The 15,228-nt window shown below is 33.9% G+C and carries 11 protein-coding genes; 7 read left to right on the plus strand and 4 right to left on the minus strand.

The window, feature by feature from the left end:
* Positions 1-184: 184 nt before the first annotated feature.
* The 5 genes from BUB48_RS08490 (at position 185) to BUB48_RS08510 (ending at position 6,264) form a co-directional block, all read left to right on the plus strand.
* On the plus strand, positions 185-1,378 hold the full coding sequence (locus BUB48_RS08490) for an ABC transporter substrate-binding protein (protein ID WP_073025813.1): 1,194 nt from the start codon (positions 185-187) through the stop codon (positions 1,376-1,378).
* A gap of 216 nt (positions 1,379-1,594) precedes the next feature.
* Complete coding sequence (locus BUB48_RS08495) at positions 1,595-3,454, plus strand: LTA synthase family protein (RefSeq protein ID WP_073025814.1); 1,860 nt, start codon at positions 1,595-1,597, stop codon at positions 3,452-3,454.
* A 76-nt stretch (positions 3,455-3,530) separates the two neighbouring features.
* Positions 3,531-4,202, plus strand: a complete 672-nt coding sequence (locus tag BUB48_RS08500; RefSeq protein WP_073025815.1) for a response regulator transcription factor — start codon at positions 3,531-3,533, stop codon at positions 4,200-4,202.
* A gap of 61 nt (positions 4,203-4,263) precedes the next feature.
* Positions 4,264-5,580, plus strand: a complete 1,317-nt coding sequence (locus tag BUB48_RS08505; RefSeq protein WP_175548393.1) for a sensor histidine kinase — start codon at positions 4,264-4,266, stop codon at positions 5,578-5,580.
* A 111-nt stretch (positions 5,581-5,691) separates the two neighbouring features.
* A complete protein-coding gene (locus tag BUB48_RS08510; protein WP_073025817.1) occupies positions 5,692-6,264 on the plus strand; it encodes a GerMN domain-containing protein in 573 nt (190 codons plus the stop codon).
* Positions 6,265-6,331: 67 nt separating this feature from the next.
* On the opposite strand, the gene nagZ is transcribed toward BUB48_RS08510, so the two are convergent.
* A complete protein-coding gene (gene nagZ / locus BUB48_RS08515) occupies positions 6,332-7,618 on the minus strand; it encodes a beta-N-acetylhexosaminidase (protein WP_073025818.1) in 1,287 nt (428 codons plus the stop codon).
* A gap of 115 nt (positions 7,619-7,733) precedes the next feature.
* Here nagZ and BUB48_RS08520 point away from each other — a divergent pair, with 115 nt between their 5' ends.
* Complete coding sequence (locus BUB48_RS08520) at positions 7,734-8,588, plus strand: cyanophycinase (RefSeq protein WP_073025844.1); 855 nt, start codon at positions 7,734-7,736, stop codon at positions 8,586-8,588.
* Positions 8,585-11,215 (plus strand): cyanophycin synthetase, encoded by a 2,631-nt coding sequence (gene cphA / locus BUB48_RS08525; protein WP_073025819.1) that lies wholly within the window; start codon positions 8,585-8,587, stop codon positions 11,213-11,215. The genes BUB48_RS08520 and cphA overlap by 4 nt, the downstream gene beginning before the upstream one ends.
* A 20-nt stretch (positions 11,216-11,235) precedes the next feature.
* Here cphA and BUB48_RS08530 read toward each other — a convergent pair whose 3' ends face one another.
* Genes BUB48_RS08530 through BUB48_RS08540 form a run of 3 tightly spaced genes read right to left on the minus strand, consistent with a single transcriptional unit; the run spans position 11,236 to position 15,190 of the window.
* Positions 11,236-13,089, minus strand: a complete 1,854-nt coding sequence (locus BUB48_RS08530) for a hypothetical protein (RefSeq protein ID WP_073025820.1) — start codon at positions 13,087-13,089, stop codon at positions 11,236-11,238.
* Positions 13,090-13,107: 18 nt separating this feature from the next.
* Positions 13,108-14,514, minus strand: coding sequence for a sensor histidine kinase (locus BUB48_RS08535; RefSeq protein WP_073025821.1), 1,407 nt, complete (start codon positions 14,512-14,514; stop codon positions 13,108-13,110).
* Positions 14,504-15,190 carry a response regulator transcription factor gene (locus tag BUB48_RS08540; protein ID WP_408631045.1) on the minus strand — a complete coding sequence of 229 codons (687 nt, stop codon included), beginning with the start codon at positions 15,188-15,190 and terminating at the stop codon, positions 14,504-14,506. Before BUB48_RS08540 ends, BUB48_RS08535 begins: the two co-directional genes overlap by 11 nt.
* Positions 15,191-15,228: the final 38 nt, after the last annotated feature.

Consider the following 15,228-nt stretch of genomic DNA (forward strand, 5'->3'; position numbering starts at 1 on the left):
AAATTATTATGCAAGTGATATTATGGGTAATAAATATTTGTAAACACAGGAATAAATACAAAATTGCAATTTTGTACGCCTAAGACGAATGTATTATTATGCATTTGGGTTTTTCTTTTATTTGGAAGATTTACTATATCTATAAGATATAGTAAATATAAAATATGTATGAGGAGGAGAAAAAATGAGAAAATTGAGTTTTTTGTTTGCTATTGTACTTATTTTATCCTTTGGCCTTTCTGGCTGTGCTAAACCGGCAGAGACGGAAAACCCAGGTACATCAGAAAAAAAATTGACTTCAACAGAATCTGATGTAATCAAAATAGGAGTATTTGAGCCTATCACAGGTGCAAATGCTGGAGGTGGAGCTCTCGAAGTTGAAGGGGTAAAGCTAGCTAACAAATTGTATCCGGAAGTTTTGGGTAAAAAGATAGAGCTTGTTATTGTTGATAATAAATCAGACAAGGTTGAGGCTGCAAATGCAGCTGCTTTATTGGTAGAAAAAGAAAAAGTATCAGCAATTATTGGCAGCTGGGGGAGTTCACTTTCCATGGCAGCAGGTGATATAGTTAGAAATGCAAAAGTTCCTGCAGTGGGTGCTTCTTGTACAAATCCATTAGTAACACAGAATAATAATTATTATTTCAGAGTTTGCTTTATTGATCCTTTCCAGGGAACAGTAATGGCAAACTATGCATACAACAATTTGGGAGCAAGAAAAGCAGCAATTATACAGGAAGTTTCCAATGACTATTCAGTAGGACTTGCTAAATACTTTGTTGATTCCTTTAAAACTCTTACAGGTGATGAAAACAGCATAGTAGCAACTTCAAACTATAACACAGGTGACCAAGACTTTACAGCTCAGTTGACCAATGTTAGCGCAGCAAAGCCTGATGTGATATTTGCACCTGGTAACTTTACGGAATCTGCTCTTTTGATAAAACAAGCAAGACAGTTGGGAATTACTGTTCCAATTATCGGTGGAGATACTTGGGAAACACCTGAGTTTATTGAAATTGGTCAAGCAGACGTTGAAGGTACTGTTTTCTCAACATTCTTTGCTACTGAAAAACCTATAACTGCTGAATCAGAGAAATTCCTTACAGAATACAGAAAGGAGTATAATAAAGAACCTGCTGCTGTTACTGCTCTTGGATATGATGCATATATACTTATACTCGATGCTATTAAGAGAGCCGGAAGTGCGGATCCTGTGAAGATTAGAGATGAAATTGCCAGGACAAAAGATTTTATGGGAGCTGCAGGCGTTATAACTCTTGACGAAAATGGCGATGCGGTCAAGGACGCAGTGATAAAAGTTGTTAAAGACGGCAAATTCACTTATATGGATACGGTTAAACCTCAAATAAAATAGTTTGATGTTCTAAATCCAAACATCCACTATAGCTTTATAGCATATGGTGGATGTTTTAGTTTTTCATCAGTTTTGAATATAACTTGATAAATGCTGGTAAAAATACTAAAAAGCATAAAACTTATTATAACGTGGCAGAATGGCAAGGATTGAAATAGATCTGCTTGTGTTGTAATATAGATATTGTTGTAAATTATTGATTCTAGAGAGGTAAAAATGATGGTGATAGTATCAATATTTAGTATTGTTATGATTGCTAAGCTTATGTATTTTAATAATCTTATTGGTGGCAAGATTTACTCTATTAAAGGCCTTGTAATATCTTCAATAGGAGCGTTATTGATTCTTTTATGTCTGATGCCTATTATCAAGAGTAAATGGAGAATGAGGAGTCTATTAATGCTAGATATTGTTATAACTTTTATAATAGTATCTAATCTATTATTCTACAGGTATTTTAATGATATCATTACTCTGCCTATAATTACTCAGATTATATTGGTAGGATCTGTATCCAGCAGTGTAGTAAGTCTGATTCATATTTCGGATATACTGTTTTTTGCAGATTTCTTATTATTGGTTCCAGCATTTAGATTAGCGAAATATAATTCACAAGGAGTAAAATTAAATAGAATAACCAGCATTTTTGCATCCATTGCTCTATTTACAGTTGGCTTAGCTCTTTCTTATTATGGTGTGCTTATGCTGGATAAAAATCAACCTAATATTTTAACTACATTTTATGATAAGGCTTATATTGCTCAACATATCGGTTTATTAAATTATCATGCAATAGATGCATTTAAGTTTTTTAAGGAAGAAATTGAGAAAAACAATACCTTAAGCGAGGATGAGAGAAATAAGATAAAGCTATGGTTTAAAGAAAAGAAAGACTCATTGGAGCATAATCCACGATTTTTCGGCACAGGCAAAGGAAAAAACGTTATAGTTGTTCAAGTCGAAGCATTGCAAGGATTTGTAATAGGAAAAAAGATAAACGGGATGGATATAACACCAAATCTCAATAAGCTGATAGAAAGAAGTATTTATTTTAACAACTATTATTGCGAAACTTCTGTAGGAGGTACATCAGATGCTGAATTTCTAGCAAACACATCCCTGTTTCCATTGAAAACAGGAGCCGTGTATATGAAATATCCTGGCAACTATTACTACTCATTGCCGAAGGTATTGAAGGAGCAAGGTTATGATACCTATGCAATGCATGCTTATAAACCAGGTTTTTGGAACAGAAGTGTCATGTACCCAAGTTTAGGTTTTGATGAGTATTTAAATAGAAATCATTATGATCACGATGAAGTTATAGGAATGGGACTTAGCGATAAGTCTTTTTTCCGCCAATCTTTGGATTATTTAAAAAATGTAAAGGAACCTTACTATGCTTTTATGGTTACATTGACAAGCCATTATCCATATGATAATACGAAAGCTTACAATAATGTTCTCAATGTAGGGGAGTTAAAGGGTACTTTTTTGGGAAATTACTTAGAAGCAATACATTATGCTGATGCATCTCTGGGATATTTGATAGATAGGTTGGAAGAAGAAGGTTTGATGGATAATACAATCCTTGCCATATATGGGGATCACCATGCTGTTTCTAAAGATAAAAAAGATGAATTGGCGAATTTTCTAGATATTGATGACATGAATGATTATATGTGGGTTAAGCTTCAAAAAGTACCTCTAATCATTCACTTACCTGGAGACGAGGGTGCTGGTATCAGGACAATAGCAGGAGGAGGGGTTGACCTGATGCCTACTTTAATAAACATTATGGGCATAGATAGCAATTCTATTCCAATGATGGGAAGGGATTTGCTTAACTCTGACGAAGGTATTGCTGTTATGAGAAATGGATATTTTGTAGATGATAGATATTTATGTCTTACAGCTGATGGAGCTGCTTTTGACATAAACACCGGAGAACCTTATCTTATAGAGAATTTGAAAGACAAAATTGACAAAATACTTATAGAACTGGATATATCGGAAAAGATAATAGAAAATGATTTGATAGAAGAAATAGTAGATTATCTATCAAATGTCAATTAGTAAAGACCTGCCATTGCAGGTCTTTTGCATAGTTATTGATTATATAATGAACTCTTATTAAAGCAGGTGATTGGTTATGAATGTATTGATAGTTGATGATGAAAAGCTTATTGTAAAAGGTTTGAAACATAGTTTAGAGCAGCAAGGTTATAATGTGTTTACAGCGTTTAATGGAGCTGAGGCAATGGAGCTTCTTGAAAAAAACACTATAGACTTCATAATACTGGATCTAATGCTGCCCGATACTGATGGTATGCTGTTATGCAAAAGGATAAGGCAGGAATATGATATACCAATACTCATGCTGACTGCTAAGACCGGAGATTATGATAAGATTTTAGGTTTCGAATTTGGAGCAGATGATTATATGACAAAACCTTTCAATACATTGGAAGTTATTGCAAGAATAAAAGCCATTATGAGAAGGACAGAAAGTATTGCCTCAGATAGGTCTATAACCCAAGAAGATATAGTTATCAATCAAAGCCAGAGGAGGGTATTTATTAAAGGACGGGAAGCGAACCTTACTGCAAAGGAATTCGATATGCTTAATCTTTTGGCGAGGAATCCAGGAAGGGTGTTTACAAGAGAAGATATATACAATTTGGTATGGAAGGAAGAGGCCTATGATGTAAGAACAATAGATGTGCATATAAGAAATCTGAGGGATAAAATTGAGGAAGATTCAAAGCACCCTGAATATATAATGACAAAATGGGGGGTAGGCTATTATTTCAATAAGAATTAAGATGTTGTTAATCTACAGCATAATAATTATATTAACATTTAGTTTATTTAGCGTATTAGTTTTGAATAAATACGAAGAATTAAGAATTAGAAATGAGGAAATAAGGCTTTTTCAGACTGCCAATATAGTAGCTGATATATATAGAGCAAATCAAGAAGACATCATATTGATAAACACTATGGTAAAAAGTTATGGTAGACAAGCAGATGCCAGAATACTAATATTGAATTCCCAAAAAAAAGTAGTTGTAGATAGCTTTAATTCTTATGTAAACAAGGTGGTTGATAATGAAGAGATTAGAAATAGTCTAGAAGGAAAATCTAAGTCCGCCACCTATATGTTAGGAGGTAAAAAGGTATTACAGCTTTCGGTACCTATATCATTTGATATGGAAGAGGGAAAAGGCATAGAGGGTGTAGTGCTGATATCCGCATCATTGGATAAAATGATCTCTGATGTAAGGAGCCTTAAAAATACACTTATTAGTGTATCTGCTATTTCTTTAAGTGTTTCCTTGTTTCTAACCATTATGGCTGCAAATAGACTTACCAGGCCTATAAGAAGTCTGAGTAATGCAGTTGAAAGATTGTCATCAGGCAATTTAGGATATCAGATGAATAAGCAAGGAAGTGGAGAAATAGGAAAACTCATAGAATCTTTTAATGAGATGAGTGGAAAACTGAAGATGATTGAAAATAATCGTAAGCACTTTATAAGCAGTATATCTCATGAGTTAAAAACTCCTCTGACAGCAATTAGAATACTTATAGATTCTCTTTCTTTAGGTGAAAACAGAATGGAAACCTATAAAGAGTTTCTGGAAGATATAAGGGAAGAAACCATAAGAATGAGTCAATTAGTTGATTATTTACTGAAATCCATAAAGCTAGAAGATGTTAGTTTGGATATGAAAGTCGAAGATATGGCTGAGATATTAGAAGATGTGGTCAAATTAATAAAACCATATGCACAAAAAAATGATGTTTTGATATACATGGAGAGAATTGACAGACTTAGCATTAAATGTGACAAAAACAAAGTAAAGGAAGCATTGATGAACCTTTTTGACAATGCAGTGAAATATAAAGATCCCTATAAGGAAGAAAACAACTTAGTTATCAGCATGAAAAAGTTTACAACTGAAGGGGTACTGACTATAGAGGACAATGGCATAGGTATTAAGGAAGACGACTTGTACAGCATTTTTGATAGAGGATTTAGAGTATTGGATTCAAGCATAAACATGATTTCCGAAGTCAATGGTTACGGAATAGGGCTTTCAATAGTTAAGAATATTATTGAGAAACATGGTTGGAAAATATCTGTAGAAAGTACTTATGGAAAAGGTACTAAGTTTATTATAAACATACCTTTATAGCAATTTTAGAAATCTATTTGATATTCTTCATATTTTCTTAACAATTGCTAACTTTATTTTAAATGTTGAAGTTTATAATGTAGTCAGATAAAAAAGAGAGGGGTTAATGTTATGAAAAAATATATTTCAATGTTGTTGATTCTGTTGATGGTTTTTAGTTTAGCTGCTTGTAGCGGAATTGAAAAGGAACATGCGGTTAAGGATGGAAGCAAAGATGAAAATGTAGTTGTTGATCCAGCCCCTAAAATTAATGAACAGGAAGTAACACTTTTCTTTGTTAACAAAAAGTATATAGAAACAAGTGATAAGAATCTGGAAAAGTTGATTTCAGAAAAAAGATTGGTGAAGTATGGGGATACATCCCTTGAGGAAGCTGTGGTAAGAGAGTTGATGAAAGGTTCAGATAATAAGGAGCTTAGCACAGAGATACCATCCAGTGCCAAATTGATAAATGTTGAAGTGGCTGATGGTACCGCGTTTGTGAACTTTGCTCGAGATGGATTATATGGTGGATCTATGCAGGAGATATTTACGATAATGCAGATAACCAGAACCTTAAATGCGCTTCCAAACATTCAAAGAGTCCAATTTCTTATAGATGGCAATAAGTCAGAAACTTTGATGGGTCATATAGGTGTGTCTGAACCTTTCAAAGGTCCTTTTGAAATGGAAATGGATGTATAGTATAAATGGGGCATATCATTATGATATGCCTCATCGGTTTTTTATAATGCTAGGAAAGTATAAATTTTTAATTTGTACTCTCCGTAAAAGCCTTTCTTGTAGAATTTATAAAATCTCTGTATTCACTATCAATGAACAAGTCAAAGGCTTCATCATATTGGAGATTCATTTCATTTGATAGAGTATATTTTGTTTTTACTTTTATAATTCTTTCTAAGGTTTGATTTATACGATCTTCAGAGATTAATCCTTTTGATAATCCTTTCCTTAATGCTTCTAGAACTCTGTATTGCATTTCCTTTGTATGGCATATAACAAATATATCCATTCCTGCATTGAAAGATTCTATTACTGCATCCTCTAGAGATTCTTTGCCTTTCACAAAACCAGCCATTTCAAGATCATCGGATATGGCAATTCCTTTAAAACCCAGCTGATTTCTCAAAATATCCGTAAGGAAAACTTTTGATCTGGAGGCAGGTTTCCCTGATTCATCTATTTTAGGAAAGGACAGATGACCTATCATCATGGCATCAATATCTGCATTTATTGCATTTCTAAAAGGTACCAATTCCCTGTTATTCAGTGTATCCAGATCAATGTTTATAATCGGCAGACTGGCATGGGAATCAGTGTTTGTATGACCATGGCCGGGGAAATGCTTGGGAACAGATATTATTCCTTCTTCATTAATACCCTTGATATAGGAAAGGCCATGTGAAGATACCTTGTTTGCATTATTTCCGTAGCTTCTATTTTTCAGCAAAGTATTATCATTTCTGCTCAATATATCAAGAACAGGTGCAAAGTTCATATTTACACCAGCAGAATAAAGTTGTTTTCCAATTATTCTCCCCGATTTTTCAGTCAATGATAAATCATCGATTTGGCCAAAAATTCTAGCATCCGGCATTGTAATGCCTTCTTTTGGAATACGGGACACGGTACCGCCTTCTTCATCAATAGCGATAAAGAGTGGAAGTTTATTTTCTTTATTATAATTTTTAAGCTTTGAATTTAATTCATAAAGTTCTCGGAAATTACTATAGTTCCGCCTAAAGAGTATAAAACCTCCTACTTTATTTACCTGAATGAGTTTTTTTAACTCTTCATCGGTAGTTCCTTCGGAGAAACCTAGGATAACTAACTGGCCGATTTTTTCATCAAGGCTCATATTATTTATCATCCTTTCTTCATAAGAAAGTTTGGGAGTACTGTTTTCTGACATATCAGGTACAGGTGGGCTAGAGGCTATATTTTCTTTATTGTTCTGATTGGATGGATTATCTATTATACAGGAAGATGATATAACAAATAATAATAAAATGAGGATTATAAAAGTAATTTTTTTCATATATGAATACCTCGCAAAATTTATGTTCATGGTAAACAAGTCTATTTTATCTAATTGTATATTATTTTGCAAATTAGAAAAAATAAAATTATATTGTGAAAAGAGGAGTGTGGCTATGCCAGGCTTGAAAAGAGGTACCTTGGTGATAATCGGTGGTGCCGAAGATAAAACAACAGATAAGAGAATTCTAAAGATTGTGCATAAATTATCAGGGGGAGATAATAGTACAGTTGCTGTTGTAACTACTGCAACAAATAGTCCCTATGAAGCTGAAAAACAATATAATGAAATATTCAAGAGCTTGGGGAGTAAAGCTGTTTATGGAATAAACATAACTGAAAGGTCCCAGGCAAATGATTATAGATTAATAAAGCAAATCAAAGAGTGTGATTGCATTTTTTTTGTTGGTGGAGATCAATTAAGAATTTCGTGCATACTAGGGGGAACAGAATTTCATAAAGCAGTTTTGGATAGCTTGAATAATGGCAAGGTTATTGCCGGTACCAGCGCAGGAGCATCAATGATGAGCCAGATTATGGTAGTTGAAGGGAAGGATGATGAAGCACCAAGAAAGTGTACATTAAAGATGGCTCCTGGCATGGGACTTTTACAGGGCGTTATCATAGACCAGCATTTCAATCAAAGAGGTAGAATAGGGAGATTACTAGCAGCTGTGGCACAGAACCCAGGGATAATAGGATTGGGTATTGATGAAGACACAGCAGCTATTGTCAGGAGTGATCTTACCTTTAGGGTAGCAGGTTCCGGTGTAGTGACCGTAATTGATGGCAGAGATATATCTTATACAAATGTTTCAGAGCAAAACCCTGATGACCCCTTGGCCATCACAGATGTAAAAATTCATGTTTTCCCAGAAGGTTACGGGTTTAATCTGGTAACTAAAGAGGGAATAATACAAAAAGATTATGAAGAAGGTAAGAACATAGAATTTGAGGAGGATAAAAAGTGAAAATTATAAGCAGTTATGCTTACAAAGGAAGAAACATATACAGTCACAAACCTGTTGTAAAAATGGTAATAGATTTAGGTGAATATTGTGATACACCAACAAAAGCCATTGAAGGCTTAAATGATTTTTTGATAAATCTTCTTCCTGGTTTAAAAAAACATAGTTGTTCAAGAGGCTATGAAGGTGGTTTTATAGATAGGCTATCAGAAGGTACTTATCTAGCCCATGTGGTAGAACATGTTTCCATAGAACTTCAAAACATGTTAGGTTATGACATCGGATATGGAAAGGCATTTAAAGGTGATAAGAATACTATTTACAACGTGGTATATGGATATATAAATGAATTGGCAGGAATAGAAGTCGGAAGAATTGCCGTTGATGTGATAAATAGCTTTATTGAAAATAAAGAGTTTGATTTGCAAAAGGAGCTTAAGGAACTAAAGACTAAGTGTGTAAAGACAGATATTGGAGTAAGCACATCCATGATTATTAAGGAAGCCGAAAAAAGAGGCATACCAGTAATTAGAATAGGGGATGGAAGTTTACTTCAACTAGGTTATGGTAAACACAGCAGAAGAATACAAGCAACGTTATCGGATAATTCTACTTGTATAGCTGTTGATGTAGCCTGCAATAAAACCCTTGCAAAAAGCATAATGGCAGAGTATGGATTGCCTGTACCTGAAGGTAAAATTGTAAGCAATGAGAATGAGTTGCTGCAGTACTGTATGAGCATAGGATTTCCTGTAGTAATAAAGCCCAATTATGGAAGTCACGGAATTGGTGTATCAATTAATCTGAGAACACCGGAAGAAGCATTGGAGGCATATAAAATAGCTTCTGAATATGAAGATACAGTATTGGTAGAAAAGTTCGTCAAGGGTAACCATTATAGGCTCTTAGTTGTTGGAGATAAAATGGTGGCTGCATCATTGAGACTTGCGGCCCATGTAGTTGGTGACGGAGAGAGTACCATTGAGGAACTTATTGAAAAGGAGAATAGGGAGAACCCATTAAGAGGAGAAGACCACGAAAAACCGCTGACAAAGATCGTTGTTGATAAAGTAGTTCAAGCTCACTTGGAAAAGCAGCATAAAACTCTTCAATATGTACCAGAAAAAGATGAGATGGTATTCCTGAGAGAGAATGATAATTTAAGTACCGGTGGCATTGCAATAGATGTAACAGACAAAGTTCATCCAGAAAATGCTATGATGGCTGTAATGGCAGCCAAGGTAATTGGATTAGATATAGCTGGAGTAGATATAACTGTAAGCGATATAGGTATACCTCTTGAGCAAGCTAATGGGGCGATCATAGAGATAAATGCAGCTCCTGGAATACGAATGCACCATTTCCCTAGTCAGGGTAAAGGCAGAAATGTAGCGGCTGAAATAGTGAAATTGCTCTGTCCAGAAGATAAAAAAATTACTGTCCCCCTGATTTCGGTAACAGGAACAAACGGAAAAACTACAACCGTCAGAATGATATCTCATATTCTGAGATCCATGGGGTATAATGTGGGAATGACTAATACAGATGGTATTTTTTACAATGATGAATGCATGAAAAAAGGAGATAATACAGGTCCATTAAGTGCAAAAGCAGTATTGATGGACAAGAGAATTGACTATGCCGTACTGGAAACAGCAAGAGGCGGAATTGTAAATCGGGGATTAGGATATGATTTAGCTGATGTGGGTTTGATAACAAATATACAGGAAGACCATTTGGGTATAGATGGAATATATGATGTGGAAGATTTAGCTTTTGTAAAGGCATTGGTTGTTGAAGCAGTAAGGAAAGATGGATATGCAGTGCTTAATGCAGATGATGAATATTGTATGTCAATTAAAGAGAGAGTGAAATCAAATTTAATACTATTTTCAGCTAAAGCTGACAATAAATACTTGATAGATCATATTAAACAAGGTGGCGTTGGATTTTTTGCTGATGATAAAAATATATATTTATGTAGAAAAAATGAAACAGAACTTCTTATGGGTATAGATCAGATACCTGCTGCAATGGGCGGTCTTCTGAAGCATAATGTTTATAACGCCCTTGCAGCAGCTTCAGGAGCTTATGGTTTAGGAATTGAACCAGAGAACATCATAAGAGGTCTTTCGACGTTTGAATGTAATGAAAAGCAAAATCCGGGAAGGTTCAATCAATTTGATGTAAATGGCATAAAAGTGATAATAGACTATGGTCATAATATCGATGGCTATAAAAATGTTCTAAATTCTCTTAAAGCAATGAAAAAGAAGAAACTCATCGGTGTCATCGGTGTACCTGGAGATAGAACGGATTCCAGTACAATAACCATAGGAGAAATGAGTGGAAATTGTTTTGATCGAATATATATCAAGGAGGATAAAGATAAGCGTGGAAGAAAAACAGGAGAAATTGCTGAGCTATTGAAAAAAGGGTGTCAGCAAGGTTCAATATCAGAATCTGAGGTTACTATAGAATTATGTGAGGAAAAGGCTCTTGAAATGGCAATAGCTAATGCTGAACCAGATGATATTATAGTCGTATTCTATGAAGAATATGAACCGCTGGTGAGAGTAGTAGAAAAAATGAAAGCTTCATATGAAAAGGCAGGGCTCATTATAGCATAATAGCCCTGCTTCTTATTTCACTAATAAAGCTGTGACACACTTAGAGGATCTGTATCCCAAAACTGTATTTCAAATTCACCCCTATTTCTTCTAGAAAGTACTATTTTATATTTACTGATATTCTTACCGTCTTTAATTATTACTTTAGTTCGTGCTTCTGTGGCTGCTTCAGGAGACTCGGCTCGATGAGGATCACTCATGGACCATAATTCTGTTTCGCCAATTTCTATGAGGATTTTGTCTCTGTTATTAATAAGATTTTCTACTACATTGCGATTATTTTCTACAGTTTCATTTTCTTCCATACCTTCCCAATGCTTAAGAGCCTCTGCTTTGTTTCCTGACAAGATGGCGTCAATGTGATTTTTAACTGTTTTTCTTATTTGACTCACTTCTTTGGATTCAGGATGAGTAGAAAAACCAGTGATGTACCACTCATCTTCAATCTTAACCAACTCAATGGAATTTATGAAAAATCGACCTATGTTTATTGAAGCCTTATTTCCTTTGATTGATATACTGTCAAAGCTTATAGAAGGAGGTATATAATCTTCCTTTTGATTATTGGGCAAAGGGGTATTAAAACGTTTGAAATCCGTCAATTTGTTGTTTAATGCTTCCTGAGGTACAGGGTATTCTGTGTTTGTATATATTTTTTTTGCTTTAACTTCGTACTCATCATAGCTGCCGTTAAAACTATAATCCAAATAAAACATTTTTAAGATTGTAGATTTTATATTCTTTAAATCTTCATTATCCTTCTTATTGATAGTTTTTATCACTTTAAAGGAATTCAAATCTATCATAGTTGAATTTTCGCTATAATCGCTTATAAAATTTAAAACATCTTCAGCAGGGCTCAAATAATAAGAAGGAGTACATAGAGGAAAAACCTTTTTAGTCATGGTTTCTGGATCGATTTTCACAAGAAGATATCTATCATCATCAAAATTCGAGTTTAAAGTTGTATATATTATTTCGCCTGTTGATTTTAATATATTTGCGCAATAAACAGGACCATCCTCTATAGTCTTGCTCTCTAAAGTTTTCAAATTGACAATTTTTAAACCTTGCAGCAAGTCTACTGTATATATAAGATTGGTATTATCTGAGTCCTTATAATAGCCATCGGCAATTTGAGTATATGATTTATTATCAAAGTTATAGAGTGCGATTATATTATCGTATTTATTGTTCTTCATTTCTGTTATAAACGTATTGTTGCTAAAACCAACCTTAATAAAAGGCGTATAGCTATCGGCTGCTATTGAGATAAATTCCCTCGAAGCAATGTCAAAGATCATTCTATTGTTGAACATCAATCGTTTAGAATCCCGAGACCAGCATATTGTGTTAAACTCTCTATAATTATACTTTTCAATTACCTTATAAAGCTCTCCATTTTCTAAATTATATATATATACATTGTCCTCACCATCTATAAAAGCCCATTGTTTACCTTCGTGATCAAACTGAAAACTTTTTATTGACATGAACTTACCTAGATATTTGTTGGTATTATTTGCAATGTCACATGCAAAAAGATCCATATACTGTACCATATTGCCCGCTATAACCATACTATTTCTTATATCAGTAGTTTCGTCTTTTACATTGCTATAACCAATAACAACACTATGGTCTGGAGAGACGGTGATTGGTATAATATTTTCACCCAATTTGCTGATTACTTCTTTGTTCTTTTCTATCGCTATTTTTTGAGATGCTATATCTATTTGCCAGTCTTTTATCTTTGCTGAGGTACTATTCTTGTTGTTATCTCGATTGTCGATTATTACCAATTCATTTTCTTTTATAGTACAAGAAGAAAGCAAAGTTATGGAGCATAGCAATAAAATAAATAATTTTTTCATTGTTTTTCCTCCTGTTGATCATAGGGTTATAGTTACTTGGGTTCCTCTGTCTTTCTCGCTGGCAATATCAATTTTTGCATCATGTTTGTCTATAATCTCTTTTACAATTGATAGACCAAGCCCCCAACCTTCTATGCTGCTGTTTCTTGATTTATCACCTTTATAATAGGGTTCAAATATGTTCTCTAAAGTAGATGGTTCTATCCCAATGCCATAATCTTTTATAATCAACTTCGTTTTTTCATTATCTTTGATAAGATCAATTTCAATTTTTGTTGTTTCGCTGTATTTAATGCTGTTATCAAGAGTATTAATTATCACTTGTTTAAAAAGATCCGGATCTACAAAAGAGGATAAATTTTCAAGCTTAAGGTCTAAAGCAATATTGTATCTCCCGAGTTTATAGTGGATGGAGTCACATACTTCTTCTACAAGAGTCTTTAAGTTGGTTTCACATTTGTTTATTTCAAAGTCAAAGCGTTTTAGTCTGGACAGCTCCAAAAGCTTTTCTACCATGTTCAACATTCTTTTGCCTTCAGATGTTATATGAAAAAGGCTTTTATCTTTAACTTCTATGCTGTCTGTTTTCCAAAGCAATTCTGAATAGCCTAATATAGTTGTAAGAGGTGTTCGTATTTCATGAGTAAAATTATCAAAAAAGTTTTTTTGCTTTTCCTTTTCATCTTTTAATTCATGGATCATGTTTCTTAAGCTTTCAGCCATGTAGTTGAAGTTGTCTGCTAGTTCACCTACCTCATCGTTGCTGTGTACCTCAACTTTTTGATTCAGGTCGCCTTTGGATAAAAGCTTAGCTGTTTCTGTGAGATTTTTTATAGGGTTTGTTATTCTGCCGGAAATAAAAATACTGAAAAATACAGACAGAGAAGCTGATAATAAACCGGTTATCATGAACATGTTTATATTTTGTTTTTTCATATTATCAGCAACTGTAAGGTCATATATAAAAGCAAGAGAATAATTATATCTTCCGTCAATATTAAGAGGTGTAGCATAATAAAGGGTACGGCTTTTATTTTTTGATATGAAATAGGCCCTATTACCTTTAAAAGTTTCTTTAACTTCTGGTCTTACAGTTGCTTTGCTATCCAATACTTCTTCTGAATCGCCCAACAGAGTGTTACCATAGAATATTTGGACCCTGCAATTGATATTCTTTTCCAGATAAGAACATAGATAAGAAGAGTCGCTTTCCATTATACTTGGAACTTCAAAAATATTGCTTGCCTTATTAAGGACGTATTGTTCTATATATATCGAGCTATAATCACCTTGGCTTTGAAGATAATTAAGTATATTGGAAAGATTATAATTATCAGACATCTTAATTATTATAGGTCCCAGTATTATTAGCATGATTAACAGGGCCGCAACATTTAAGGCAAGAATTTTATATTTAAGCTTCATAATTCACCTCAAATTTATAGCCTATGGAAAATACTGTTTTGATAAAAACGCTGTATTTTCCCAATTTTCTTCTCAAACGCTGAATATGCATGTCTACAGTCCTGCTGTCTCCTATATACTCATATCCCCATACTGATTCAAGAATATTTTCTCTTGAGAATACTACCCTTTGGTTTTCAATAAAAAAGAGCAGCAAATCATATTCCTTTGGTGTAAGGGTTATTTCTTTTTCATCAATATGAACCTTTCTTTCTTTAATATTAACAGATATGGGACCTGCAGTAATTAATGATTCGTCTTTCACGCTATATTTATTGACTCTTCTTAGAACAGTTTTTACCCTAGCGATTAGCTCTCTGCTGTCAAAGGGCTTAGTTATATAATCATCAGCTCCCAGTTCGAGGCCATAAAGCTTGTCTTTAATGGAGTTTTTAGCGGTTAAGAGTATTATAGGTATGTTAAGTCCTTGAAGTTCTTTGCAAACCTGAAATCCATCCATGCCTGGCATCATAATGTCAAGGAGAATCAAGTCTGGATTTTGGGAATTAGCCAGTCTAATGGCATCGGTACCATTATTACAGGATATGGAATCAATACCTTCCAATTGTAGGTTGAGTTTAATTAAATCAACAATGGCTGGTTCATCATCTACAATCAATATTTTCAAAAATAACACCTGCCTTCTTTGATTTCATAATAAGCTTTTTATAAAAT

It is taken from the genome of Lutispora thermophila DSM 19022 (genome assembly GCF_900142105.1).
Classification (GTDB): domain Bacteria; phylum Bacillota; class Clostridia; order Lutisporales; family Lutisporaceae; genus Lutispora; species Lutispora thermophila.

Excerpts from the sequence above, each read along its gene's own strand:
- BUB48_RS08490 (WP_073025813.1), top strand. The coding sequence starts at position 185 with ATGAGAAAATTGAGTTTTTTGTTTGCTATTGTACTTATTTTATCCTTT.
- BUB48_RS08495 (WP_073025814.1), top strand. The coding sequence starts at position 1,595 with ATGATGGTGATAGTATCAATATTTAGTATTGTTATGATTGCTAAGCTT.
- BUB48_RS08500 (WP_073025815.1), top strand. The coding sequence starts at position 3,531 with ATGAATGTATTGATAGTTGATGATGAAAAGCTTATTGTAAAAGGTTTG.
- BUB48_RS08510 (WP_073025817.1), top strand. The coding sequence starts at position 5,692 with ATGAAAAAATATATTTCAATGTTGTTGATTCTGTTGATGGTTTTTAGT.
- nagZ (WP_073025818.1), bottom strand. The coding sequence starts at position 7,618 with ATGAAAAAAATTACTTTTATAATCCTCATTTTATTATTATTTGTTATA.
- BUB48_RS08520 (WP_073025844.1), top strand. The coding sequence starts at position 7,734 with ATGCCAGGCTTGAAAAGAGGTACCTTGGTGATAATCGGTGGTGCCGAA.
- BUB48_RS08530 (WP_073025820.1), bottom strand. The coding sequence starts at position 13,089 with ATGAAAAAATTATTTATTTTATTGCTATGCTCCATAACTTTGCTTTCT.
- BUB48_RS08535 (WP_073025821.1), bottom strand. The coding sequence starts at position 14,514 with ATGAAGCTTAAATATAAAATTCTTGCCTTAAATGTTGCGGCCCTGTTA.